Genomic DNA, 23,631 nt, shown 5'->3' on the forward strand with positions numbered 1-23,631 from the left:
CTGCTGGAAATGCAGCGAGCCCCGGCCGATTGGTCGGGGCTCGTTGTTTGGGGTTTTTCCTCACCCCGGCCCTCTCCCAGGGGAGAGGGGGAAGGCGGACCTCTTACTTGCCGTATACCGGCAGGCGGGCGCAGACGGCCTGGACCTTCTCACGCACGGCGTCGATCACGGATTCGTCGCCCATGTTGCCGAGGATGTCGCAGATCCAGCCGGCCAGCTCGCGGCACTCGGCTTCCTGGAAGCCACGAGTGGTGACGGCCGGGGTGCCGATGCGCAGACCGGAGGTGACGAAGGGCGAGCGCGGATCGTTCGGCACCGAGTTCTTGTTCACGGTGATGAAGGCGCGACCCAGGGCGGCGTCCGCGTCCTTGCCGGTGATTTCCTGCTTGATCAGGCTGAGCAGGAACAGGTGGTTGTCGGTGCCGCCGGAGACGACGTCGAAGCCGCGCTCGATGAACACGCCGGCCATGGCCTGGGCGTTCTTGATCACCTGCTGCTGGTAGGTCTTGAACTCGGGCTGCAGGGCTTCCTTGAAGCACACCGCCTTGCCGGCGATGACGTGCATCAGCGGGCCGCCCTGGGCGCCGGGGAAGACCGCCGAGTTGAGCTTCTTCTCGATGGCTTCGTTGGCCCTGGCCAGGATCAGGCCGCCGCGCGGGCCGCGCAGGGTCTTGTGGGTGGTGCTGGTGACCACGTCGGCGAAGGGTACCGGGTTCGGATAGACACCGGCGGCGACCAGGCCGGCGAAGTGGGCCATGTCGACGAACAGGTAGGCACCCACGGCATCGGCGATGGCGCGGAAGCGGGCGAAGTCCAGCACCTGGGAATAGGCGGAGTAGCCGGCGACGATGACCTTGGGCTGGTGCTCGCGGGCCAGGCGCTCGACTTCGGCGTAGTCGATCAGGCCCTGCTCGTCGATGCCGTACTGCACGGCGTTGTACAGCTTGCCGGAGGAGGACACGGTAGCGCCGTGGGTCAGGTGACCGCCGTGAGCCAGGCTCATGCCGAGGATGGTGTCGCCGGCTTCGATCAGCGCCAGGTACACGGCCGAGTTGGCCTGGGAGCCGGAGTGCGGCTGGACGTTGGCGTAGTCGGCGCCGAACAGTTGCTTGGCGCGGTCGATGGCCAGTTGCTCGACCACGTCGACGTATTCGCAGCCGCCATAGTAGCGCTTGTGGGGATAGCCTTCGGCGTACTTGTTGGTCAGCACGCTGCCCTGGGCTTCCATGACCGCCGGACTGGTGTAGTTTTCCGAAGCGATCAGCTCGATGTGATCTTCCTGACGCTGGGCTTCCTGCTGCATGGCGGCATACAGGTCGGCGTCGAAGCGGGCGAGGGTGGTTTCACGGCTGAACATGGCGGCAGGGTCCCCTGAGGCATGGCGAAGAGCGAGCCCGATCGGGCTCGTGAGGGGCGACATTCTACCCCATCGCGGGAACTCTGAGGTATGAGCGCCGGTCATGCGCCGCCGCCATCGGTCTCATGTCAGGACGGGGAACAGCCCCTGGTGCTCCAGCCGCTCGCGCAGCAGATCCGGCGGCAGCGGACGGTCGAAGAGGAAGCCCTGCACCTCGTCGCAGCCATGGAGGCGCAGGAATTCCAGTTGCGCCGGCTCCTCGACGCCCTCGGCGATCACCGAGAGATTGAGGCTGTGGGCCATGGCGATGATGGCCCGGGCGATCTGCGCATCCTGCTCGCCGTGGGGCAGGCCGTCGACGAAGCTGCGGTCGATCTTGAGGATGTCGATGGGGAACTGCTTGAGGTAGTTGAGCGAGGAATAGCCGGTGCCGAAGTCGTCGACCGCGATGCACAGGCCCAGGCTCTTGAGTTCGCCCAGCAGCTGCAGGGCCTCGCCGACGTCGCGCATCAGGATGCTTTCGGTCAGTTCCAGCTCCAGGCAGGCCGGCGCCAGGCCGGTCTCGGCGAGGATCTCGGCGATGCGCTGGCCGAGCTGGCCATCGCTGAACTGGCGGGCGGAGAGATTCACCGAGACCTTGGGAATGCGCACCCTGGCCGCGTGCCATTCGCGCATCTGCCGGCAGGCTTCGCGAATCACCCAGTCGCCGACCTGGACCACCAGGCCGATCTCTTCCAGCACCGGGATGAATTCCGCCGGCGAGACGTGGCCGCGCACCGGATGCTCCCAGCGCAGCAGGGCCTCGACCCCGGTCAGGCGCCGGTTGTCGCAACGGTACTGCGGCTGGTAGTGCAGGCGGAATTCACCCTGCAGCAGGGCGTGCCGCAGATCGGCTTCCAGTTCCAGGCGCTCCAGGGCGCGGGCGTTCATCTCGGCCTGGTAGAACTGGAAGTTGTTCTTGCCCATCTCCTTGGCGTGGTACATGGCGGTGTCGGCGTTCTTCATCAGCTGGCTGAGTTCATGGCCGTCCTGGGGCGAGAGGGCGATGCCGATGCTGGCGGAGACGAAGAATTCGCGGCCTTCGAGCACGAAGGCCTCGGACAGCTGGGAGAGGATCTGCTCGCCGACGCGGATCGCCTGGGCCAGGGCGACCTCGCGGCTTTCCAGACCGGACAGCAGCAGGGTGAATTCGTCGCCACCCATGCGCGCCACGCTGTCCTCGGTGCCGACGCAGGCGGTCAGGCGCATGGCCACGTCCTTGAGCAGGCGGTCGCCGGCGGCGTGGCCGAGGCTGTCGTTGATCGGCTTGAAGCGGTCGAGGTCGAGGAACATCAGCACCACCCAGCTGCCGTTGTGGCGGCTCTGCTGCAGGGCGTTGTGCAGGCGATCCTGGAACAGGGTGCGGTTGGGCAGCAGGGTCAGGGCGTCGTAGTAGGCCAGGCGGTGGATGCGCCTTTCGCTGGCCTTGCGCTCGCTGATGTCGACGAAGAAGCAGACATAGCTCATCAGGTCGCCGTCGTCGTCGCGGATGGCGGTGATGCCGACCCAGGAGGGATAGGGCTCGTTGTCCTGGCGGCGCTGCCAGAGTTCGCCTTCCCAGCTCTCCTGGGTACGCAGCTGCTGCATCACGTGCTGCAGCTGGTTGGCTTCCTGCTTGTCCGCGCAGAGCATCATCGGCTGCTGGTCGAACACCTCTTCGGGACTGAAGCCGGTGATGCGGGTGAAGGTGCGGTTGACCCGCACGATGTAGCCGGCCGGGTCGGTGACCAGGATGGCGCCGGCGGAGTGGTCGAACACCGTGGCCGCCATGCGCATGTCCTTTTCCGTGCGGCGCTGGGCGGAGATATCGCGGCAGATGCCGAGCAGACCGGCGAAGCGCTCGTGGTCGTCCCACAGCGGCTTGAGGCGCAGCTCGATCTGCAGGGTGTGGCCCTGGGCGTGCAGGCAGTCGAGCAACAGGGGCGCGAAGTGTTCCCGGCGCAACTCGGCCAGGGCGCGCGGATTGTCGAGGCTGCGCAGCAGCCGCTGCAGGGTGCGGCGCACCTCCTGCCACTGGCGCGAGTGCACCACCAGTTCGGCCAGGGTGCGTTGTTGCAGCTCGCCGACGGGATAGCCGAGCAATTCCTCCACCGAGGGACTGATGTAGTTGAGCACCAGCTGGGCGTTTCGGTGGTGAAGATGACGTCGCTGATGCTTTCCGCCAGCTGCCGGTAGCGATTCTCGCTTTCGCGCAGGCGCTCGCTGGCCCGCACCATGTCGGTGACATCCAGGGCCAGCCCGACCACGCTCGCCGCGGTGCCGTCCGCCGCACGGGCGAGGCGCTGCTCGCGCACGTCGAACCAGCGCCAGCCGCCGTTGCGGTGCTGCCAGCGCAAGAGGCTGCTGCTGGGCTGGTCGGAGAGCGTCGGCCGCATGCTCACCACCCGCTCGTGCAGTTCGAGGTCATCCGGGTGCAGGCGCGCGCGCCCGAGGCTGGCGAAGGCTTCCGGCGGATAGCCGAGCTTGAGGGCCAGCGAACGACTCTCGTAGGTCAGCTCGCCGCTGGCCACGTCATAGGTATAGAGGGTGTCGGGGATGGCGCTGATCAGATTCGACCAGAAGCTGTCGCGCTCGAGCAGGCGCAATTCGCCGAGCTTGCGCTGGGTGATGTCGTTGAGGCTGAGCAGGGTCGCGTCGAGGTGCCGGGGGTCGGCTGGCAGGTGCATGGTCAGCCAGAGGTGCCGTTCGCCCTCGGCAGTGCCGATGCAGGTCTCGAGTTCCAGTACCTGCTGGCCGGAGAGCAGGCCGGCCAGCAGGCGGTATCTCTTGCCACCGAGCTGGACGCGGGAGTCACCCACCAGCCGCGCCCAGGCCTGGTCGAGGTGCTCGATGCCGAGCATTTCCAGGGCGCGCTGGTTGATCTCGGTGATGCGCACCTGGCGGCCCAGGCTATCCAGGACTTCGGGCTCGCGGGCGAACAGCTCCCCCAGTTGCTCGGGGCGCTCCAGGCCGAGGGCCTGCATGTGCGGCTGGACGGCGCTCAGATCCACCACGCAGATGCCGGTGTGCACCCCGTTGAAGATGCTTTCGTAGCGCTGCCGGGTGGTCTGGATGGTCTCCAGGTTGCGCTGCTGTTCGGTGACGTCGCGCAAGACCCAGACGAAGCCATCCTGGGTCTGGGTGCGGTCGCGCAGGACCCGGGCACTGGGCTGGCTGTCCGCCAGGGCGTGGCAGCTGACCGCGAAGCGCCGCGGCTGGCCTTCCACCGCCAGGGTGACCAGGGCGCCGCTGTCACGCTCGGCGGCCGTCAGGGCGACCAGCTCGGGCAGCAGGCTGGCGAGGAAGAATTGCTGGGCGTCATTGGCGGCGATGCCCAGCAGCCGCGCGGCGGTGGCGTTGACATGCACCAGGCGACCATCGGCCTGGGTCATGCAGACGGCTTCCTCGATCCCGTTGAGCGCGATGCCGGCCAGGCGCAGGCCGCGTCGCGAGGCGAGGGTGAGGGCGCGCAGGCCACGTTCTTCGCGCAACAGCAAATAGAGCAGGATGACGGCCACCAGGCCGGACAGGCTGAACAGCGCCAGGCGGCCGAAGGAGGCCCCCAGCAGCGTGGTGCCCATGTCTTCGGCGGGATGGCTGCCCACTACCTGCCAGTTGCTGTAGGCCAGCTCCTGGCGTACCTCGTCGACGCTGTTCGCCGCCGGGGCTTCTCCGCCGCGGAACAGCAGGGTGCCCTGGGAGCGATCTTCCAGACGCCAGTCGAGGCCGGACGGTACCCGGGTCGGCCGCCACAGGGGTTCGAGCAGGGGGGCGCTGGTCAGCACCCACCAGCCATTCTGCAGTTGTGGATCGCCGGCCAGCAGCACATAGAGGGGCGCCGCGGTGGCCTGACCGTTGTAGCCGTAACGGAAGTCGGCCTGGCCGGCGCGCGCGATCAGTTGCTGGATGAAGGCGGCGTCCGGCGTATCGCCCAGGCGCGCACTGCGCAGGTTGGCGTTGGCCGGCAGCCAGCGTACCTGTTGCAGTCCGGGAAAGAAGTCCTTGAGGCCGAGCAGCAGATTGGGGGCCAGCGGCAGGGTGGGGTCCAGCGACCAGCGCAGGGTGCTGCGCACCGCCTGGGCCTTGAGCGCCAGCCCGAATTCGACGGTGTTGGCCAGCTGTCGGGTCAGGCCATCCAGCTGTTCGCGCCGCAGCGTCTCGCGCTCGGCCACGCTGGCGAGGGCCTGCCAGAACATCAGGGCCAGCATGGCCACCAGCGAGAGGATCAGCAGACCGCGGGTCAGGCGTCGCGAAGCGGGGGCGAGCGGCTCTTCCGGCAGCGAGGAGGGCGGGCTGTTCACGACGGACTGCGTTCCTGCAGAGACGATGGCCGTTCGGCTGCGCCCGATTCCGCGGGGCAGGGATGGCCTATGATAAGGGACCGGACGGTGTCTCCGCCGGTTTTTTCCGCGTGATCAGCACCGGCGCTTTCGTCGCGCGGGGTTTCGACAGCGTTCGCTGCTGACGCCATACTGTGTCCCCTGTTTTTCATTCCGGTCCCAAGGTCCCACCATGGCTCAATACGTCTACACCATGCACCGGGTCGGCAAGGTCGTGCCGCCCAAGCGTGAAATCCTCAAGAACATCTCCCTGTCGTTCTTTCCCGGCGCCAAGATCGGCGTGCTCGGTCTGAACGGTGCGGGTAAATCGACGCTGCTGCGCATCATGGCCGGCGTCGATACCGAGATCGAAGGTGAAGCGCGGCCGATGCCCGGTATCAATGTGGGTTATCTGCCGCAGGAACCGAAACTTGATCCCGAGCAGACAGTTCGTGACGTGGTCGAGGAAGCGGTCGGTCAGATCAAGCAGGCCCAGGCCCGGCTGGACGAGGTCTATGCCGCCTACGCCGAGCCGGATGCCGACTTCGACGCCCTGGCCGCCGAGCAGGCCAAGCTGGAAGCCATCCTCCAGGCCGCCGACGGCCACAACCTGGAGCGCCAGCTGGAAGTCGCCGCCGATGCCCTGCGCCTGCCGGCCTGGGACGCCAAGGTCGGCGTGCTCTCCGGTGGCGAGAAGCGCCGCGTGGCGCTGTGCCGCCTGCTGCTGTCGGCCCCCGACATGCTGCTGCTGGACGAACCCACCAACCACCTGGACGCCGACTCGGTCGCCTGGCTGGAGCACTTCCTCCACGACTTCCCCGGGACCGTGGTGGCCATCACCCACGACCGCTACTTCCTCGACAACGTCGCCGGCTGGATCCTGGAACTGGACCGCGGCCAGGGCATCCCCTTCGAGGGCAACTACTCCGGCTGGCTGGAATCCAAGGCCGCGCGCCTGACCCAGGAAGCCAAGCAGGAAGCCGCCCACGCCAAGGCCATGAAGGCCGAACTGGAATGGGTGCGCTCCGGTGCCAAGGCCCGCCAGTCCAAGTCCAAGGCCCGCCTGCAGCGCTTCGAGGAAATGCAGTCCCAGGAATTCCAGAAGCGCAGCGAGACCAACGAGATCTACATCCCCGCCGGCCAGCGCCTGGGCGACAAGGTCATCGAGTTCAAGAACGTCAGCAAGGGCTATGGTGATCGCCTGCTGATCGACGACCTGAGCTTCGTGGTGCCCAAGGGCGCCATCGTCGGCGTCATCGGCGGCAACGGCGCCGGCAAGTCGACCCTGTTCCGCATGATCATGGGCAAGGAGCAGCCGGACGTCGGCAGCATCGAGATCGGCGATACCGTGCAACTGGCCAGCGTCGATCAGAGCCGCGAGAACCTGTCCGACACCAAGACCGTCTGGGAGCAGGTCTCCGACGGCTCCGACGTGATCAAGATCGGCAACTACGAGGTGCCTTCGCGCAGCTACGTGGGTCGCTTCAACTTCAAGGGCGCCGACCAGCAGAAGTTCGTCAAGGACCTCTCCGGCGGTGAGCGCGGTCGTCTGCACCTGGCGCTGACCCTCAAGCAGGGCGGCAACGTGCTGCTGCTGGACGAACCCTCCAACGACCTGGACGTGGAAACCCTGCGCGCCCTGGAAGACGCCCTGCTGGACTTCCCCGGCGCGGCCATCGTGATCTCCCACGATCGCTGGTTCCTCGACCGCATCGCCACCCACATCCTCTCCTACGAGGACGATTCCAACGTGGTGTTCTTCGAAGGCAACTACACCGAGTACGAAGCCGATCGCAAGAAGCGCCTGGGCGAGGCCGCGGCCCAGCCCAAGCGGGTCAAGTACAAGAAGCTGGCCTAAAAAGCTCTCCACGATCTGCTGCGCGTCGGCCAAACGGCGTTGAAAATGCCCTGGGTGGCTAGCCCCGTCGGAATGCTCATTTACCGGTGTGGGCTCCGCTTCCTCAGGGGTTTTCGCGGGGCCGCCTAGGCCTTGTTTGTCTCTAGCTCGCGAGATCGTGAATAGCTTCTCAAGCGCCAAGCGAAACGCCGGCAGGGAAACCTGCCGGCGTTTTCTTTTGTCTCACGCTATATACTTTAGGCTATAACGCCCTGGCGGATCGGATCCGCCGCCCCCAGGATCAGGCCGGGACCCCCAGGATCACATGAGACGCCTTGAACACCGCCGTGGCGGCCACGCCCGGTGCCAGCTGCAGCTCCTGCACCGCGTCACGGGTGACCATGGCCACCACGCGGCTGCCACCGGGCAGGGCGATGACCACCTCGGCGTTGACCGCGCCATCGCTGATGCTCTCCACGGTTCCGGCCAGGCAGTTGCGCGCCGACAGGCGCAGTCCGCTATCGGCGCTCATCACCATCACCCAGGGCGCCTTGACCAGGGCCACCGCCGACGTGCCCGGCGCCAGTTCCAGGCTCTTCACGCTGTCCAGGGTAACCACGGCCACCAGCTCGGTACCGCCGGTCAGGGTAAGGGTCACCTCTGCATTCACCGCGCCTTCGCGCACCTGGCTGACGGTTCCCGGGAAGACATTGCGGGCACTGACCTTCATTGGATATCGCTCCTGAACGTTGGGGAAGAGGCAGGGGGCGCCACTCTAGGTCGGAGCGTTGTAGTCATACAACCCGGACGCCGGGAGTCCCTGACATGAGCGCCTCGCCCTTCATTGCCCACCTGTCGCTGGAAAGCAGTGTCGGCGCCGAGCTGACCCAGACCCGCATTCGTCTGCTGGAGGCCATCGCCGCCACCGGCTCCATCAGCCAGGCGGCCAAGCGGGTGCCACTGTCCTACAAGGCGGCCTGGGACGCGGTGGACCAGATCAACAACCTCTCCGCCCAGCCCCTGGTCGCCCGCAGCGCGGGGGGCAGCGGCGGCGGCGGCACCCGGCTGACCGCCTATGGCCAGCGTGTGGTGGCCTTCTATCGGGCGCTGGAGCAGCACTACCAGACGACCCTGGACCAGGTGGCGGCCGGACTGGACGAGGCCAGTCGCACCGAAGTGGCCGATTTTCGCCAGTTGCTGCTCAACCTCAACTGGCGCAGCAGCGCCCGCAACCAGTTTTCCGGCGTGGTCGAGGCGCTCGAACAGGGCGATGTGGAAAGCGCCGTGGTGCTGCGCCTGGACGATGCCACGCGACTCACTGCCCTGGTCACCCGCGACAGCGCCGCGCAGCTCGGCCTGGCGCCAGGTCGCGCCGTGGTGGCCCTGGTCAAGGCTTCGGCAGTGCTGATCGGCACCGATCCGGGGCTGCGCCTGTCGGCGCAGAATCTGTGGTGGGGAGAGGTCGAGCGCGTCCATGAGGGACCGATCAACCACGAGGTGGTGCTGGCGCTACCGGCCGGTCGCCGCGTCACCGCCACCCTGACCGCCACTAGCAGTCGCCAGCTGGGACTCGTCCCGGGCCTGGCCGCCTGCGCCTGTTTCAGCTCCGCCAGCGTCCTGCTGATGAGCGCATCCTGACCATCCCAAGGAGCCCGATCCGATGACCACCAGCCGTTCCCGCCTGTTGCTTTCCCTGCTCACCGCGACGCTGGCCGCGCCCGCCCTGGCCGACGAGGTCCAGGTGGCCGTGGCCGCCAATTTCAGCGCACCGCTCAAGGCCATCGGCGAGCAGTTCACCCGGGACACCGGCCATCAGCTGGTGATTTCCAGCGGCGCCACGGGTCAGCTCTACACCCAGATCAGGAATGGCGCCCCCTTTGCGGTCTTCCTCTCCGCCGACGACAGCACCCCGGCCAAGCTGGAAAGCGAGGGCGCGGCGGTCAAGGGCTCGCGCTTCACCTATGCCATCGGCACCCTGGCGCTCTGGTCGCCCAGGACCGGCTACGTGGACAGCGAAGGCGCGGTGCTCAAGCAGAACGCCTTCGCCCACCTGGCCGTGGCCAATCCCAAGACCGCGCCCTATGGCCTGGCCGCCACCCAGGTGCTGGCCAAGCTGGGCCTGACCGAGGCGGTCGCGGCCAAGCGGGTGGAAGGTCAGAACATCACCCAGACCTACCAGTTCGTCGCCACCGGCAATGCCGAGCTGGGTTTCGTTGCCCTGTCGCAGATCTATCAGGACGGCAAGGTCAAGGAAGGCTCGGCCTGGATCGTACCGGCCGAGCTCTATGCGCCGATTCGCCAGGACGCCGTGTTGCTGGACAAGGGCCAGGATCAGCCGGCAGCCAAGGCGCTGCTGGCCTATCTCAAGGGACCCCAGGCGGCCACGGTGCTCAAGGCCTACGGCTACCGGCAGTGATCCCATGAGCCTGAGCGCGGCGGACTGGGCGGCGATCCGCCTGACCCTGGAACTGGCCAGCGTGACCACGCTGCTGCTGCTGGTGCTGGGTACGCCCCTCGCCTGGTGGCTGGCGCGCACCCGCTCCTGGCTCAAGGGGCCGGTCGGTGCCCTGGTGGCCCTGCCGCTGGTGCTACCGCCCACGGTGATCGGCTTCTACCTGCTGCTGGCCATGGGGCCGGAGGGCTGGGTGGGACAGGCGACCTCGGCCCTGGGGCTGGGGCGGTTGCCCTTCACCTTCGCCGGGCTGGTGGTGGGCTCGCTGTGCTATTCGCTGCCCTTCGTGGTGCAGCCGCTGCAGAACGCCTTCGAGGCCATCGGTCCGCGCCCCCTGGAGGCCGCGGCCACCCTGAGGGCCAGTCCCCTGGATACCTTCTTCCACGTGGTGCTGCCGCTGGCGCGGCCGGGCTTCGTCACCGCCGCCATCCTCGGCTTTGCCCATACCGTGGGCGAATTCGGCGTGGTGCTGATGATCGGCGGCAACATTCCCGGGCGGACCCAGGTGGTCTCCACCCAGATCTTCAATCACGTGGAAGCCATGGAGTATCCCCAGGCGCATCTCCTGGCCGGCGGCATGCTGGCCTTTTCCTTCGTGATCCTCCTGCTGCTCTATGGCCGTCGCGGGCGGTCGGCCTGGACATGAGTCTCGCCGCGCGCTTCGAACTGCGGCATGCCGACTTCGTGCTGGCTGTGGACCTCGCCCTGCCAGGCAGCGGCGTCACCGCCCTGTTTGGGCCCTCGGGTTCGGGCAAGACCAGCTGCCTGAGGTGCGTGGCCGGACTCGAACCCGCCGCCCGCGGGCGTCTGGTGGTGGCCGGGGAGACCTGGCAGGACAGCGACCGCGGCCTGTTCCTGCCGCCGCACCGACGCGCCCTGGGCTATGTCTTCCAGGACGCCAATCTGTTCGAGCACCTGGACGTGCGCCGCAACCTGCTGTTCGGCTGGCAGCGGGTCGCGCCGGACGAGCGCTGGCTGGCGCTAGAGCAGGTCATCGAGCTGCTGGGCATCGAGGGACTGCTTTCGCGGATGCCGGCGCGCCTGTCCGGCGGCGAACGCCAGCGGGTCGGCATCGCCCGGGCGCTGCTGACCAGTCCGCGGCTGCTGCTGATGGATGAACCCCTGGCGGCGCTGGACGCCGAGCGCAAGGCGGAGATCCTGCCCTACCTGGAGCGCCTGACCCGTGAGCTGGCGCTGCCGATCCTCTATGTCAGCCATGCCCCCGACGAGGTGGCGCGACTGGCCGATCACCTGGTGCTGCTGGAGCGGGGTCGGGTGCTGGCCAGTGGGCCGACCACCGAGGTACTGGCGCGCCTCGACCTGCCCATCGCCCTGGCCGATGACGCCGGGGTGGTGCTGGAAGGGCGGGTGCTCGGCCATGATCCGGACTACGGCCTGCTCAGCCTGGGCTTGGCCGGCGAGCAGCGCGTGCTGCTGGCCCATGCCCCGCTACCGCCCGGCCAGGCGCTGCGCATCAAGGTACTGGCGCGGGATGTCAGCCTCAGCCTGGAGCGCCAGCACAGCAGCATCCTCAATGTGCTGCCGGCAACCATCGCCGAGATCGCCCCGACCCGTTCGCCGGCCCAGGTGCTGGTGCGCCTGGACCTGGGCGGCGCGGCGCTGCTGGCACGGATCACCCGCTATTCGCTGGAGCGGCTGGCGTTGCAGCCGGGGAGCCGGGTCTGGGCGCAGCTCAAGTCGGTGGCGGTCCTGGCTTGATGCCTTACATAGGCGTTCCCATATGTAAGAAAAAACCTCTGCTCTTACATATGGGGACGCATATGTAAGAGCAGGACATCAGCGCATGAACAGGCGGAAATAGCGCTCGAAGAGGAACAGGCGATTGCGTCCATAGCCTGTTGTCTCGACCAGTACGCCTAGCTCTTCGAGCTTACGAATCAGAATATTAGCGCTCTGGTGGGTAACGCCCAGATGCTCGGCTGCTTCGTTCACACTGAGCATGGGGCGCTGGTACAGATACAGCAGTAGACGCTTGGCATTTTCCGCACGGCCACCCAGGGCGAGGATTTGATGCTCGACACCCTGGCGTAACGCCATGATTTCCATGAAGGTGTTCTTGCTGCTGGTGGCGGTCTCGGCAACGGCTGTCAGAAAGAAACGTAGCCAATGGAGTAGGTCGTTGGAGCTGCGGACCACCGTCAAGGCGTCATAGTAGGCACCACGATTGCGTTCGAAGAAGTCGGACAGGTACAACGCGGGCTTATGCAGCAAGCCTTTGTCTACCAGGTAGAGCGTGATCAGCAAGCGACCGATTCGACCGTTGCCGTCTAGGAAAGGGTGGATAGTCTCGAACTGGTAGTGGCTCAGTGCAATACGTATGAGATCGGGTACCAGGATCTGCTCGTTGTGCCAGAACTTCTCCAGATCACCCATCAGCTCAGCGACCTGATCGGGATGAGGGGGCACGAAGACAGCGTTGTTCAGGTTGCTGCCGCCAATCCAGTTTTGCGAGCTGCGAAATTCGCCAGGTAGCTTGTGCGCGCCGCGTACGCCCTGCATCAACACTGCATGGGTCTGTTTGAGCAGGCGAATGGATAGCGGCAAATGCTCCAGGTCGGATACTGCAGTGTTGATGGCCTCGATGTAGTTCTGCACTTCCTGCCAGTCGTCGCGCTTTTCGGGCGCCACTTGTTCCCGACGCATGATGGCTTCGTCCATCTGCGTTTGGGTCCCTTCGATACGACTGGAGGTATTGGCTTCCTTGGCAATGTGCATGCGGATGAAAAGATCCACGTCCGGCACCATCAGGGAAAGTGCATTCAATTCCGCCAGTGACCGAGAGGCTCGCTCCAGAAGGGTATTGAGTTGAGGATCCAGCCATTGCCATTCGCAGTTGATCGGAGCAGGGGAAAAGCTCTTGTATTGATACTGCTGCAGCCAATGGCCGGACACGAACTGTTCGACTTGCATCCTGCGAGGATCCTCATGGCGATTGGGGGCCTGGCTGTACCAGGGAGTAGGAAGAATCCTATTGCAAAGCAAAATGAACGGGTTGAGTAGGGGTATCTGAAGGGACTGCTATCGGCCTGCTCTAGAGCTGGACAGCCGCTCCAGCAGGAAATCCACCAGCACCCTGACCGCCGCTGGCAACTGGCGATCCGGCGGATAGAGCAGCCAGGCGGTGCCCTGGTAGGGGCCGAGGTATTGCCAGTCGGGCAGCACCCGCCGCAGACTGCCGGCGGCCAGGCCGGCTTCGGCGGCGAAGGCCGGCAGGCAGGCGATGCCCAGATCGGCGAGGGTCGCCTCCAGGCGCACGCCGCTGTGGTTGCAGGCCAGGCGGCCGCGCACCGTTACGCTTTCCACCCGGTCGCCACGGCGCAGTTGCCAGCGCTGGTCGCCCGGGGTTTCGCCGAGGTAGAGGCAATCGTGCTCCGCCAGCGCCTGGGGCTGCTGCGGCGTGCCGCGGCGCTGCAGATAGGCCGGGCTGGCGCAGAGCACGAAGTCCATCTCGCGCAGTGGCCGGGCGACGAAGCCGGCGGGTGGCTGCTCGGTGATGCGCACCAGCAGATCCTGGTCGTCGGCGATAGGATCCAGCGGGCGATCGTCCAGGCGCAGTTGCAGATCCACCTGCGGATAGCGCTGGAAGAATTCCGGCAGCAAAGGGGCGATCAGCCGGTAGCCGACCGCCTTGGGCACCGCCAGTCGTACCTGCCCGCGCGGTTCCTCGCTGTGCTGCAGGCCACTGTCCAGCGCCGCACCGGCGGCGGCCAGCAGCTGACGGCAGTGGCCGAGTACCTCGCGGCCGGCTTCGCTCAGCCGCAATTGGCGGGTGGTGCGCTGCAGCAGACGCACCCCCAGCTCCCGTTCCAGCCGCGCGACCTGACGACTGACCGCCGAGGGTGTGGCGTCCATCAGCCGGGCGGCCGCGGTGAAGCTGCCGGTCTCCACCACCTTGGCGAAGGCGACCATGCAGGGCAGCAGGGGGAGGGCGCGCAGGAGATCCATGCCGAAGTCCGCCAGAAGCAATAGGGCTGGAAAGGCTGCCATTGCTTCCCCGGGGGAACAAGAGCTATGCACGCTGGCGGGCTTATCGTGCTGGTCAGGGGCGGGCACACTGGCGGCCTGATTCAGGGAGAAGCTGTCATGTCGCAACGCCCCACCTTCGGTCTCGCCGAAGGCCTGCTGCTCGCTACCGCCCTGGTCTGGGGGACCAGCTACGCCGTGGTCAAGGACGCCGTGATGCTCTATCCGGTGCTCGGCTACCTGGCGCTGCGCTTCTGTCTCACCGCGGCGCTGCTACTGCCAACCCTGAAGGGCGAGGGCCGGCGGGCCTGGCGACCCGGGGTGCCGACCGGGCTGCTGCTATTGGCGATCTTTCTCGCCGAGACCTATGGCGTGGCCCTGACCAGCGCCAGCAACGCCGCCTTTCTCATCAGCCTCTGCGTGGCCCTGACGCCCTTCGCCGAGTGGTGGCTGCTCGGTCAGCGCCCCGAGGCCCGCGCCCTGGGCGCCGCGGGGCTGGCGGTGGCGGGCGCCGGGCTGCTGACCCGTGGGGTGACCCTGAGCTTCAACCTGGGTGACGGCCTGATCCTGCTGGCGGCCGTATTGCGCGCGGTCAATGTCTGCGTGGTGCGTCGGCGTCTGCAGCAGGCCAGTGCCCCGGTGCCGGCCCTGGCGCTGACCGCCGTGCAGACCGGGGTGGTGGGCCTGGCCTGTCTGCTGCTGTTCGCCCTGGGCCCGGGCCTGGCACCGCTGCCCATGCAAGCGGGCTTCTGGCTCGCCACCGGCTACCTGGTGCTGTTCTGCACCCTGGGCGCCTTTCTCGCCCAGAACTTTGCCCTGGGCCGCACCAGCGCCACCCGCGTCGCCCTGCTGATGGGCGCCGAGCCGCTGTTCGGCGCGCTGTTCGCCAGCTTCTGGCTGGACGAACGCCTGGGCCTCTGGGGCTGGCTGGGCGGCCTGCTGATCGTCATCGCCTCGCTGTGGGGGACGTTGCCGCGGCGGACGCCAGACCGTTCGGCCCCGGCTATTCGAACACGATCCGCGGAAAATAGAAGCTGACCACCCAGTTGGGCACGTCGACGATCTCGCTGATGCGCAGATCGCCGCAGACCGAGCAGAGCAGATAGGCCTGCTCCGCCGGCAGGTTGCGGGTCTGCCCGAGCCAGTCGATGGCGCCGCTGACGGCCATCCGCGCCGCGGCCAGCAGGTCGGGTCCGACACCGGTGAAGACCTCGTAACCGGCGCCGTCGAGGTGTCGGGTGACCGGCCCCGGGGTGCTGAAGCGGGGCATGGCCAGCGGTCGCCCCTTGATCAGCTCGAAGGTGGCGGTGACCGCCATGGCGCTCTCGATGGCGGTGCCGCAGACCTCGCCATCGCCTTGGGCGGCATGGGTGTCGCCAATGGAAAACAGCGCCCCGGCGACCTCCACCGGCAGGTAGAGGCTGGTGCCGGCGGCCAGGTCGCGGATATCCAGATTGCCGCCCACCCGTCGCGGCGGCACCACCGAGTGCAGACCCGGCGCCGCGGGCGCCACCCCCAGGGTGCCGGCGAAGGGCTTGAGCGGGACCCGCGCCAGCTCGCCGAAGGCGGCCGGCATCTGACCGCTGCGGTCGTAATGCCAGAGCTGCAGCACCGGGTCCGGAAACTGGTCGGCGAGCAGGCCGAAGCCGGGAATGTTGGCGGTCCAGCCAAAGCCGCTGGGGGTGAAACTGTCCAGCGTCACCTTGAGCACGTCGCCCGGCTCGGCACCCTCGATCCACAGCGGACCGCAGACCGGATTGACCCGCTCGAAGGGCAGGGTGGCGATGTCGGCGGCGCTGGAGTGGCCGTGGAAGTGGCCGTCTGCCGCGTCGCGGCAGGCAAAGCTGACCGTCTCTCCCGGCGCGACCTCCAGCGCCGGGGGGAGGCTGTGATCCCAGCCACAATGGCAGTGCTGGCTGTGCAGGGTCTTGATCATCGGGAGCCTCCGCGGCGGGTCTGTGCCTAATGGACGGCGTCGTTCGCCTTGAATTCCGTGGTCCGGCCGCTGAGCCTGAGGAAGGCCAGCACGGCCAGGCCCAGCACCATCCAGCAGCTGCCGCCGACCTTGGCGTAGACGTCGGCGTTGAACAGCACATAGGCGAGGATGATGAAACCGACCAGCGGGACCAGTGCATGCAGCAGCGGGCGACCGGCGCCGCGGTGATGCCAGGCCACTGCCACATGCAGGAGCAGGAAGGCGGTCAGCGCACCGAAGTTGCACATGGAGGCGAGCAGGTTGATCTGGCCGACAAAGAACAGCCCCAGCACCAGGCTCAGGGCCGCCACCAGCAGGATGGCGCGCTGCGGCACTTGGGTCACGGGATGGATCTGCCGCAGGAACTGCGGCATCTGGCGATCACGGGCCATGGCGAACAGCAGGCGCGACGTGGCGGCCTGGGCCACCAGGGCGTTGGCGATGGCGGCGCCGATGGCCACCGCCAGGGCGATCACCACCTGCAGCCAGGGGCCGGCGATCAACCGACCGATCTCGTAGAAGGCGTTGTTCGAGGCATCGGCGTCGGGGTACTGGATCAGGTTGGGTTGCAGCAGGGCGGCCAGCCAGGTCTGCACCATGAACAGCGCGGCCACCAGGGTCAGGGCCAGCAGCGTGGCGCGACCCACTACCCGGCTGCCGCCGCGGGTTTCCTCGGAGAGGGTGGAGATGGCGTCGAAGCCGAGAAAGGACAGCACCGCCACCGACAGCGCGCTGAAGATCAGTGGCAGGGAGAATTCCTGGGGGTTGTACAGCGGCTTCAGGCTCCACTCGGCGCCATTCACGCCGCGGCTGATGGCCAGCGCGGCCAGCACCACGAACACCAGCAGCACCGCCAGCTGGCCGTAGAGGAACAGCCGGTTGGCGCGGGCGGTGGTCTCGATGCCGCGCAGGTTGACCAGGGTGTTGAGGCCGACGAAGAAAACGATCCACAGCGGCTGGGGAATGACCGGGATGACGTTGGCCATGGCGTTGGCGCCGATCACATAGAGCAGGGTGGGCACCAGCAGGTAGTCGAGCAGGATGGCCCAGCCGGCGAGAAAGCCCAGCGCCGGGTGCAGGCCGCGACCGACGTAGGCGTAGACCGAACCGGCCACCGGAAAGGCGCGCGACATCTGCTGGTAGCTGACCGCGGTGAACAGCATGGCGACGAAGCCGATCAGGTAGGTGAGGGGCACCATGCCGTGGCTGGCGTCGAACACCCCGCCAAAGATGGAGAAGGGCGCGATGGGCACCATGAACACCAGGCCGTAGATGAGCAGGTCCTTCAGCCCGAGCTGGCGCTTGAGTTCCTGGGTGTAGCCGAAGCGAGCGAGGTCGGCGGCGTCGCCGGACGGAGCGTGCTGAGTCATGGGGCTTCCTCGAAGGGGCGGGGTAGGCTCGACTCTAGGCCAGGGTGGGGCCTGGCCCCATCCACAAAAGTGCTAGGTTTGCAGCAGGCCGGGGGCGACTGGCAGAGCCTTTGCTTCGCTTTCCCCATCGCCATCAGGGCAGGAGCTCCAAGATGCATGCCGATCTGCTCACCGTCAGCAGCCGCCTCGCCGGGCTGCCCACGCTTGACGCCTGTCTGGATGCCGTCCAGGCCAGTGCCGGCCACCTGGGCTGCAAGGCGCTGATCTACGACTACGCCCCGGTGCCCCTCAGTCACGACGGGGTACTCATCACCCCCTCGGTGTTCAAGGTACGCAACGCCCCGGCGGACATGCAGGCCTTCTGGTGCGAGCGCGGCTACTACCAGATCGACCCGGTGCAGCAATGCGCCAGTCGGCGTGCGGCGCCCTTCGTCTGGTCGTTTCGCAGCGAAACCCGCAGCGCCCTGCGCGAGTACCTGGGTGACAGTCATCGCCCGGTCACCTGCTATGTGCGCGACAGCGGCCTGGCCACCGGGGTGACCGTGCCGCTGCACCTGCCGGGGGGCGCCTTCGCCACCCTGACCGGCATCCTCGATGCCGAGGCCCCGGACGCCGAGGCCGCCGGCGAAGCCTGCCTGGGCGCCTTCCTGGTGCTGGCCCATGCCTTCCAGGCCCGCGCCGACGAATTGCTCGCGCCCGCCGAACGGCGCTGCGGCCAGGTCCGCCTGACACCGCGCGAGCGTGAATGCCTGCAATATTCCGCCAAGGGGCTGACCGCCAAGCGCATCGCCGCGACCCTCAACCGCTCTACCGCCACGGTCAACCTGCACCTCAACTCCGCCGCCCGCAAACTGGGCGCACGCAACCGGGTCGAGGCGGTGGTGCGGGGATTGCACTATCGCCTGGTCGAGGTCTGAGAGCCTGTTCAATGTCTCGCGAGCGAGAGCCAAGCAAGAAGCAAAGGGCTGAGGAAGCGGGTCGGACCCGCGCTCGGGTTCACGAGTGGTAGATGAGCATTCCGACCGGGCTGGCGACCCAGGCCATTTTCAAGGCAGTCTGGCCGACGCGCAGCAGCCGTTGAACAGGCGCTGAGCAACTTGGCCGGATCCGTGGGCCGTTCGACCTTGTGCCACCCCCGCCACGGCCCGACACTGGGGCCTCATCTGCCCAGGAGAGTCCCATGAGCGCTGCCCGTCCTCCCGTCCCGCCGTTCACCCTCGAATCCGCCCAGCAGAAGGTCCGCGCCGCCGAAGATGGCTGGAACAGCCGCGATCCCGCCAAGGTGGCCCTGGCCTACACCGTCGACAGCCGCTGGCGCAATCGCGCCGACTTCCTCCAGGGCCGCGTCGCCATCGAGGCCTTTCTCACCCGCAAGTGGCAGCGCGAGCACGAGTACCGGCTGATCAAGGAACTCTGGGCGCATGACGGCGCGCGCATCGCCGTGCGCTTCGCCTACGAATGGCGGGACGAAGACGGCCAGTGGTACCGCGCCTACGGCAACGAGAACTGGCACTTCGACGACCAGGGCCTGATGGCCGAGCGTCACGCCAGCATCAACGACCTGCCGATCACCGCGGCCGAGCGGCTGTTTCACTGGCCCCAGGGGCGGCGGCCGGATGACCATCCCGGCTTGAGCGACCTGGGTCTCTGACCGGAGGCGGGCGGCTAGCCCGGGCGGGCCTGGTCCTGTACAAGGACCTCTGGCCGCCAGGACCGCAAGACGATGCACTACCGCAACCTGCTCCGCCGCCTCGACCTGGTCTCGCTGCAGCTGCTGCTGGCGGTGCACGAGGAGGGCACCCTGACCCGCGCCGCCGAGCGCGAGATGATCGCCCTGTCCGCCGCCAGCAAGCGCCTGCATGATCTGGAGCGGTCGCTCGACATCGAACTCTTCGAGCGCAACGCCAAGGGCACCACCCTTACCCCGGTCGGCGAGACGCTGCTGCATTACGCCAAGCGCATCCTTGCCGACGTCGAGCGCATCAGCATCGACGTCGGCGAACACCTGCAGGGCGTGCGCGGCTACGTGCGGATGATGGCCAACATCTCCGCCATCATCGAATTCCTCCCCGAGGACCTGCAGGCCTTCACCGTCGGCCATCCCCAGGTCAAGATCAGCCTGGACGAGCGACCCAGCGCCGGGGTGGTGAAGGGCGTGCTGGAAGGCGCCGCCGACCTGGGCATCTGCTCCTCGGACACCGACACCCGCGGCCTGCTGGCCGTGCCCTACCGGCAGGACACCCTGGTGGTGGTGATGCGTCCCGATCATCGCCTGGCCGCCCGCGCACGGCTGGCCTTCGCCGAGACCCTGGACGATGACCACGTCGGCCTGCACGCCGACAGCTTCATCAACCTGCGCACCAAGGCCGCCGCCCGCAGTCACGGCAAGGCCTTGCGCCTGCGCATCCATGTACCCGGCTTCGATGCCGTGTGCCGCATGGTGCAGGCGGGTTTCGGGCTGGGCGTGCTGCCGCTGCAGGCCTTCGAACTCATCGGGCGACCGCTCGGACTGATCGCCGCGGCGCTGGATGACGACTGGTCCCAGCGCAGCCTGGCGCTGGTGGTCCGCGACGTCGAGACGCTGTCGCCGGTCAGCCGGCTGCTCTACGACCACCTGCTGGAGGTCTGAATCCGGGTCTTCGCGATTCGCGAAGACCCCTTGCCGAAAGACGTTAACCACCGGCTGCTCTATTGTCCTAGCATCGGCCTCATTCCAATAACAAAGAGGCTCGCCCGCCATGACGGCTCTCACCGGACTCCGTGTCATCGAGATCGGCACGCTCATCGCCGCCCCCTTCGCCGCCCGCCTGCTGGCCGAATTCGGCGCCGAAGTGATCAAGATCGAAGCCCTGGACAAGGGCGATCCCCTGCGCAAGTGGCGCAAGCTGCACGAGGGCACCTCGCTCTGGTGGTACCTGCAGTCGCGCAACAAGAAGTCCCTCGCCCTAAATCTGCGTTCCGCCGAAGGCGTGGCCCTGGTCAAACAGCTGGTCGAGGGCGCCGACGTGCTCATCGAGAATCTGCGCCCGGGCGCCCTGGAAAAGCTCGGCCTGGGCTGGGACGTGCTGCACGCCCTCAATCCCAAGCTCACCCTGGTGCGCATCTCCGGCTACGGCCAGACCGGCCCCTATCGTGATCGCCCCGGCTTCGGTGCCATCGGCGAGGCCATGGGCGGCATCCGCTACACCACCGGTACTCCGGGCGTGCCGCCGGCGCGGGTCGGGGTCAGCCTGGGCGATTCCCTGGCTTCCATGCACGCGGTGATCGGCGCCCTGATGTCGGTGCTGCGGGTCAAGACCGGCCAGGGCGATGGCCAGGTGGTTGACGTCTCCCTGGTCGAGAGCGTCTTCAACGTCATGGAAAGCCTGGTACCCGAATACTCCATGCTCGGCCATGTGCGCGAGCGTACCGGTGGCGCCTTGCCCGGTATCGCCCCGTCCAACACCTATCCCACCGGCGACGGCGGTTTCGTGGTGATCGCCGGCAACAGCGATCCCATCTATGTGCGGCTGATGCAGGCCATCGGCCGACCCGATCTGGCCGAGCGCCCGGATCTGGCGCAGAACGACGGGCGCGCCCGCCACTGCGAGCTGATCGACGAGGCCATCGCCGCCTGGACCGGCAGTCGCGGCATCGACGAGGTGCTGGAGATCCTCGAAGGTGCCGAGGTTCCGGCCGGACGCATCTATTCCGCCGCCGACATCGTCACCGATCCCCATTACCAGGCGCGGGAGATGCTGCTGGACACCACTCTGCCCGACGGCGCCACCCTGAAGATGCCGGGCATCGTACCCAAGCTGTCGGCCACCCCGGGCCAGGTCAACTGGCAGGGTCCGACCCTCGGTGAGCACACCGATGGCCTGCTGGCCGAACTGGGGCTGAGCGAAGCGGATATCCAGCGACTCAGAAAGAGCGGGGTGGTGCAATGAGTAGCGAACGCCTGATCGTCCAGGAAGTCGCGCCCCGTGACGGCTTGCAGATCGAGCCGAGCTGGGTGGAAACCGCCGACAAGATCGCCCTGATCGACGGGCTCTCCGCGCTGGGTTTCTCGCGGATCGAGGCCGGTTCCTTCGTCTCGCCCAAGGCGGTGCCCATGCTGCGCGACGGCGAGGCGGTGTTCCAGGGCATCGCCCGCCGGGCCGGGGTGACCTATGTCGCTCTGGTGCCCAATCTCAAGGGCGCCCAGCGCGCCCTGGCGGCAGGCGCCGACGAGCTGAACCTGGTGCTCTCCGCCAGCCAGACCCACAATCGCGCCAACATGCGCATGAGTTGCGAGCAGTCCCTCGCCAGCTTCGCCGAGGTGGTGCAGCTGGCCAAGGGGCAGGCGGTCTCGCTCAACGGCACCGTGGCGACCACCTTCGGTTGCCCCTTCGAAGGACGCATCGACGAAGGCTGGGTATTCGAACTGGTGCAGCGCTATCTGGCGCTGGGCATGACCGGCATCACCCTCGCCGACACCACCGGGATGGCCAATCCGCGACAGGTTGCGCGGATCGTCCGCCAGGTGCTGGAACTGATCCCGGCGTCCGCCCTGACCCTGCATTTCCACAACACCCGCGGCCTGGGCCTGAGCAACGTCCTGGCCGCCTACGAAGCCGGCGCCCGGCGCTTCGACGCCGCCCTCGGTGGCCTCGGTGGCTGCCCCTTCGCCCCGGGCGCCTCCGGCAATATCTGCACCGAGGACCTGGTGAATCTCTGCGCCGAGATCGGCGTGGAGACCGGCATCGACCTGCAACGGCTGATCGAGTTGTCGCGCACCCTGCCGGCGCTGCTGGGGCACGACACCCCCGGCCAGGTGGCCAAGGCCGGGCGCAATTGCGATCTGCATCCGCCGCCCGCGACCGCTGGCTGAGCCGCACCCGCTTTCATTCGTTCGCCCTGACTACAACAACAAAGGAGCGCCAGTCTGGCCGCTCCCGGGAGACCGCTATGCCCTTATCCGCAACCTCCGCCGCCGCCGTGGCGGCCGCCGAACAGGCCATCGTCCGCAAGGTCGCCTGGCGGCTCATGCCGCTGATCATGATCTGCTACCTGTTCGCCTTCTTCGATCGCATCAACATCAGCTTCGCCAAGTTCCAGCTGCAGGCCGACCTGTCGCTGAGCAACACCGCCTATGGCCTGGGCGCGGGACTCTTCGTGGTGGGCTATGTGCTGTTCGAGGTACCCAGCAACATGATGCTGTACAAGGTCGGCGCTCGGCGCTGGATCGCGCGCATCATGATCTCCTGGGGCATCGCCACGGCGCTGATGATGTTCGTCACCTCCGAATGGCAGTTCTATGTGCTGCGCTTCCTCATCGGCGCCATGGAAGCCGGCTTCGCGCCGGGGATACTCTACTACCTGACGCTGTGGTTTCCGCAGAGCTATCGCGGGCGCATCACCTCGACGCTGTTCCTCGCCTCGGCCTTCGCCGGGCTGATCGGCGCCCCCGTCTCCGGGATGATCCTCGGCCAGATGGACGGCCTGCTCGGCATTCGCGGCTGGCACTGGCTGTTCCTGGCGGGTGGCATCCCCTGCGTGCTGCTGGGCGTGCTGGTGCTGCGCCTGCTGCATGACCGCATCGCCGATGCGCCCTGGCTCAACGCCGACGAGAAGACCTTCCTGGCCAGCCGCATCGCCCGTCATGAAAACAACAGCCATGGCTCGCTGCTGGCGGCGATCCGACTGCCGGGCTTCCTGCTGCTCGCGGTGATCTACTTCCTGATCCAGGTCGCCTCCTATGGCCTCAACTTCTGGGCGCCGCAGCTGATCCGCAGTGCCGGGACCGAGAGCCCCACCCTCATCGGCCTGCTGACCGCCGTGCCCTACGTCTTCGGCGCCATCAGCATGGTGGTGGTGGGCCGGCTGTCGGACGCCAGCGGCGAGCGGCGCAAGTTCGTCTGCGGTCTGGTGATCGCCGGCGCCCTGGGGTTCTTCAGCGCGGGACTCTTCGCCGACCACACCACCTTCCTGATCCTGTCCCTGGCCCTGATGGGCGCCGGCATCATCGCCGCCATCCCGACCTTCTGGTCGCTGCCGCCGAAACTGCTGGCCGGCGCGGGCGCAGGGGCCGCGGGGGGTATCGCCCTGATCAACACCCTGGGGCAGCTCGGTGGCATCGTCAGTCCGGTGATGGTGGGCTACATCAAGGACATGACCGGCAGCACCACCCCGGCGCTCTATCTCATTGGCTGCACCAGCCTGCTGGCCGCCGGCCTGATGTTCTGGGCACTGCCGCAGAGCCTGCGGACCTCGGACAAGATCGGCGCCCGCCCGCCGGAGCCCGCGCCGGTCGAGGATGCCGCGCTGCTGGGCGACAAGCGCTCCCTCAACTCCTGAG

18 protein-coding genes and 1 pseudogene are annotated in these 23,631 nt (G+C 67.3%); 12 read left to right on the forward strand and 7 right to left on the reverse strand.

The window, feature by feature from the left end:
• Positions 1 to 103: 103 nt before the first annotated feature.
• Both glyA and QE444_RS06320 read right to left on the reverse strand, forming a co-directional pair.
• A complete protein-coding gene (glyA, locus tag QE444_RS06315; RefSeq protein WP_309737566.1) occupies positions 104 to 1,357 on the reverse strand; it encodes a serine hydroxymethyltransferase in 1,254 nt (417 codons plus the stop codon).
• A 123-nt stretch (positions 1,358 to 1,480) separates the two neighbouring features.
• A pseudogene (locus QE444_RS06320) lies at positions 1,481 to 5,676 on the reverse strand (EAL domain-containing protein).
• Positions 5,677 to 5,887: 211 nt separating this feature from the next.
• Between QE444_RS06320 and ettA the strand changes: the two are divergent.
• The gene (gene ettA, locus QE444_RS06325; protein ID WP_285386835.1) at positions 5,888 to 7,552 is read left to right on the forward strand and encodes an energy-dependent translational throttle protein EttA; all 1,665 of its coding nucleotides are present in this window, start codon (positions 5,888 to 5,890) and stop codon (positions 7,550 to 7,552) included.
• 280 nt (positions 7,553 to 7,832) lie between these two features.
• Here the strand turns inward: ettA and QE444_RS06330 are convergent, their stop codons facing one another.
• On the reverse strand, positions 7,833 to 8,261 hold the full coding sequence (locus QE444_RS06330; protein WP_187981148.1) for a molybdopterin-binding protein: 429 nt from the start codon (positions 8,259 to 8,261) through the stop codon (positions 7,833 to 7,835).
• Positions 8,262 to 8,356: 95 nt separating this feature from the next.
• On the opposite strand from QE444_RS06330, the gene QE444_RS06335 reads away from it, so the two are divergent.
• From QE444_RS06335 to modC, 4 genes are read left to right on the forward strand one after another with little or no spacing between them, the layout of a single operon-like run.
• Entirely contained in the window at positions 8,357 to 9,169 is an 813-nt protein-coding gene (locus QE444_RS06335) for a TOBE domain-containing protein (protein ID WP_280310833.1), read from the forward strand.
• A 22-nt stretch (positions 9,170 to 9,191) separates the two neighbouring features.
• Entirely contained in the window at positions 9,192 to 9,947 is a 756-nt protein-coding gene (gene modA, locus QE444_RS06340) for a molybdate ABC transporter substrate-binding protein (protein ID WP_187981149.1), read from the forward strand.
• Positions 9,948 to 9,951: 4 nt separating this feature from the next.
• Positions 9,952 to 10,629, forward strand: a complete 678-nt coding sequence (modB, locus tag QE444_RS06345) for a molybdate ABC transporter permease subunit (protein ID WP_187981150.1) — start codon at positions 9,952 to 9,954, stop codon at positions 10,627 to 10,629.
• On the forward strand, positions 10,626 to 11,702 hold the full coding sequence (gene modC, locus QE444_RS06350) for a molybdenum ABC transporter ATP-binding protein (RefSeq protein ID WP_187981151.1): 1,077 nt from the start codon (positions 10,626 to 10,628) through the stop codon (positions 11,700 to 11,702). The genes modB and modC overlap by 4 nt, the downstream gene beginning before the upstream one ends.
• A 78-nt stretch (positions 11,703 to 11,780) precedes the next feature.
• Here the strand turns inward: modC and QE444_RS06355 are convergent, their stop codons facing one another.
• Together QE444_RS06355 and QE444_RS06360 are read right to left on the reverse strand one after the other, a co-directional pair.
• The gene (locus tag QE444_RS06355; RefSeq protein ID WP_187981152.1) at positions 11,781 to 12,914 is read right to left on the reverse strand and encodes a Fic family protein; all 1,134 of its coding nucleotides are present in this window, start codon (positions 12,912 to 12,914) and stop codon (positions 11,781 to 11,783) included.
• A 108-nt stretch (positions 12,915 to 13,022) separates the two neighbouring features.
• Complete coding sequence (locus QE444_RS06360) at positions 13,023 to 13,949, reverse strand: LysR family transcriptional regulator (RefSeq protein WP_285386824.1); 927 nt, start codon at positions 13,947 to 13,949, stop codon at positions 13,023 to 13,025.
• A gap of 138 nt (positions 13,950 to 14,087) precedes the next feature.
• Here QE444_RS06360 and QE444_RS06365 point away from each other — a divergent pair, with 138 nt between their 5' ends.
• The gene (locus QE444_RS06365; protein ID WP_273863155.1) at positions 14,088 to 15,005 is read left to right on the forward strand and encodes a DMT family transporter; all 918 of its coding nucleotides are present in this window, start codon (positions 14,088 to 14,090) and stop codon (positions 15,003 to 15,005) included.
• Here the strand turns inward: QE444_RS06365 and QE444_RS06370 are convergent.
• Positions 14,971 to 15,903, reverse strand: a complete 933-nt coding sequence (locus tag QE444_RS06370; RefSeq protein ID WP_285386823.1) for an acetamidase/formamidase family protein — start codon at positions 15,901 to 15,903, stop codon at positions 14,971 to 14,973. The genes QE444_RS06365 and QE444_RS06370 overlap by 35 nt on opposite strands.
• A gap of 26 nt (positions 15,904 to 15,929) precedes the next feature.
• The gene (locus QE444_RS06375; RefSeq protein ID WP_187981154.1) at positions 15,930 to 17,312 is read right to left on the reverse strand and encodes an APC family permease; all 1,383 of its coding nucleotides are present in this window, start codon (positions 17,310 to 17,312) and stop codon (positions 15,930 to 15,932) included.
• A gap of 152 nt (positions 17,313 to 17,464) precedes the next feature.
• On the opposite strand from QE444_RS06375, the gene QE444_RS06380 reads away from it, so the two are divergent.
• The 6 genes from QE444_RS06380 (at position 17,465) to QE444_RS06405 (ending at position 23,630) form a co-directional block, all read left to right on the forward strand.
• Positions 17,465 to 18,229, forward strand: coding sequence for a LuxR family transcriptional regulator (locus QE444_RS06380; RefSeq protein WP_187981155.1), 765 nt, complete (start codon positions 17,465 to 17,467; stop codon positions 18,227 to 18,229).
• 263 nt (positions 18,230 to 18,492) lie between these two features.
• Positions 18,493 to 18,963, forward strand: a complete 471-nt coding sequence (locus QE444_RS06385) for a nuclear transport factor 2 family protein (RefSeq protein WP_133862145.1) — start codon at positions 18,493 to 18,495, stop codon at positions 18,961 to 18,963.
• Positions 18,964 to 19,035: 72 nt separating this feature from the next.
• Positions 19,036 to 19,941, forward strand: coding sequence for a LysR family transcriptional regulator (locus QE444_RS06390; protein WP_133862144.1), 906 nt, complete (start codon positions 19,036 to 19,038; stop codon positions 19,939 to 19,941).
• 109 nt (positions 19,942 to 20,050) lie between these two features.
• Positions 20,051 to 21,241 carry a CaiB/BaiF CoA-transferase family protein gene (locus QE444_RS06395; protein WP_280310847.1) on the forward strand — a complete coding sequence of 397 codons (1,191 nt, stop codon included), beginning with the start codon at positions 20,051 to 20,053 and terminating at the stop codon, positions 21,239 to 21,241.
• Positions 21,238 to 22,164 carry a hydroxymethylglutaryl-CoA lyase gene (locus tag QE444_RS06400; protein WP_285386820.1) on the forward strand — a complete coding sequence of 309 codons (927 nt, stop codon included), beginning with the start codon at positions 21,238 to 21,240 and terminating at the stop codon, positions 22,162 to 22,164. Before QE444_RS06395 ends, QE444_RS06400 begins: the two co-directional genes overlap by 4 nt.
• 77 nt (positions 22,165 to 22,241) lie before the next feature.
• On the forward strand, positions 22,242 to 23,630 hold the full coding sequence (locus QE444_RS06405) for an MFS transporter (protein ID WP_285386818.1): 1,389 nt from the start codon (positions 22,242 to 22,244) through the stop codon (positions 23,628 to 23,630).
• Position 23,631 lies beyond the last annotated feature (1 nt).

Origin of the sequence: Pseudomonas sp. SORGH_AS_0199 (assembly GCF_031453735.1) — a bacterium.
GTDB classification, from domain to species: Bacteria; Pseudomonadota; Gammaproteobacteria; order Pseudomonadales; family Pseudomonadaceae; genus Chryseomonas; species Chryseomonas aestiva.

Coding starts and splice junctions, on each gene's coding strand:
- QE444_RS06375 (WP_187981154.1), bottom strand. CDS start 17,312: ATGACTCAGCACGCTCCGTCCGGCGACGCCGCCGACCTCGCTCGCTTC.
- QE444_RS06330 (WP_187981148.1), bottom strand. CDS start 8,261: ATGAAGGTCAGTGCCCGCAATGTCTTCCCGGGAACCGTCAGCCAGGTG.
- QE444_RS06365 (WP_273863155.1), top strand. CDS start 14,088: ATGTCGCAACGCCCCACCTTCGGTCTCGCCGAAGGCCTGCTGCTCGCT.
- modC (WP_187981151.1), top strand. CDS start 10,626: ATGAGTCTCGCCGCGCGCTTCGAACTGCGGCATGCCGACTTCGTGCTG.
- QE444_RS06385 (WP_133862145.1), top strand. CDS start 18,493: ATGAGCGCTGCCCGTCCTCCCGTCCCGCCGTTCACCCTCGAATCCGCC.
- QE444_RS06335 (WP_280310833.1), top strand. CDS start 8,357: ATGAGCGCCTCGCCCTTCATTGCCCACCTGTCGCTGGAAAGCAGTGTC.
- modB (WP_187981150.1), top strand. CDS start 9,952: ATGAGCCTGAGCGCGGCGGACTGGGCGGCGATCCGCCTGACCCTGGAA.
- QE444_RS06380 (WP_187981155.1), top strand. CDS start 17,465: ATGCATGCCGATCTGCTCACCGTCAGCAGCCGCCTCGCCGGGCTGCCC.
- QE444_RS06360 (WP_285386824.1), bottom strand. CDS start 13,949: ATGGATCTCCTGCGCGCCCTCCCCCTGCTGCCCTGCATGGTCGCCTTC.
- QE444_RS06370 (WP_285386823.1), bottom strand. CDS start 15,903: ATGATCAAGACCCTGCACAGCCAGCACTGCCATTGTGGCTGGGATCAC.
- ettA (WP_285386835.1), top strand. CDS start 5,888: ATGGCTCAATACGTCTACACCATGCACCGGGTCGGCAAGGTCGTGCCG.
- QE444_RS06390 (WP_133862144.1), top strand. CDS start 19,036: ATGCACTACCGCAACCTGCTCCGCCGCCTCGACCTGGTCTCGCTGCAG.
- QE444_RS06405 (WP_285386818.1), top strand. CDS start 22,242: ATGCCCTTATCCGCAACCTCCGCCGCCGCCGTGGCGGCCGCCGAACAG.
- QE444_RS06400 (WP_285386820.1), top strand. CDS start 21,238: ATGAGTAGCGAACGCCTGATCGTCCAGGAAGTCGCGCCCCGTGACGGC.
- QE444_RS06355 (WP_187981152.1), bottom strand. CDS start 12,914: ATGCAAGTCGAACAGTTCGTGTCCGGCCATTGGCTGCAGCAGTATCAA.
- glyA (WP_309737566.1), bottom strand. CDS start 1,357: ATGTTCAGCCGTGAAACCACCCTCGCCCGCTTCGACGCCGACCTGTAT.
- QE444_RS06395 (WP_280310847.1), top strand. CDS start 20,051: ATGACGGCTCTCACCGGACTCCGTGTCATCGAGATCGGCACGCTCATC.
- modA (WP_187981149.1), top strand. CDS start 9,192: ATGACCACCAGCCGTTCCCGCCTGTTGCTTTCCCTGCTCACCGCGACG.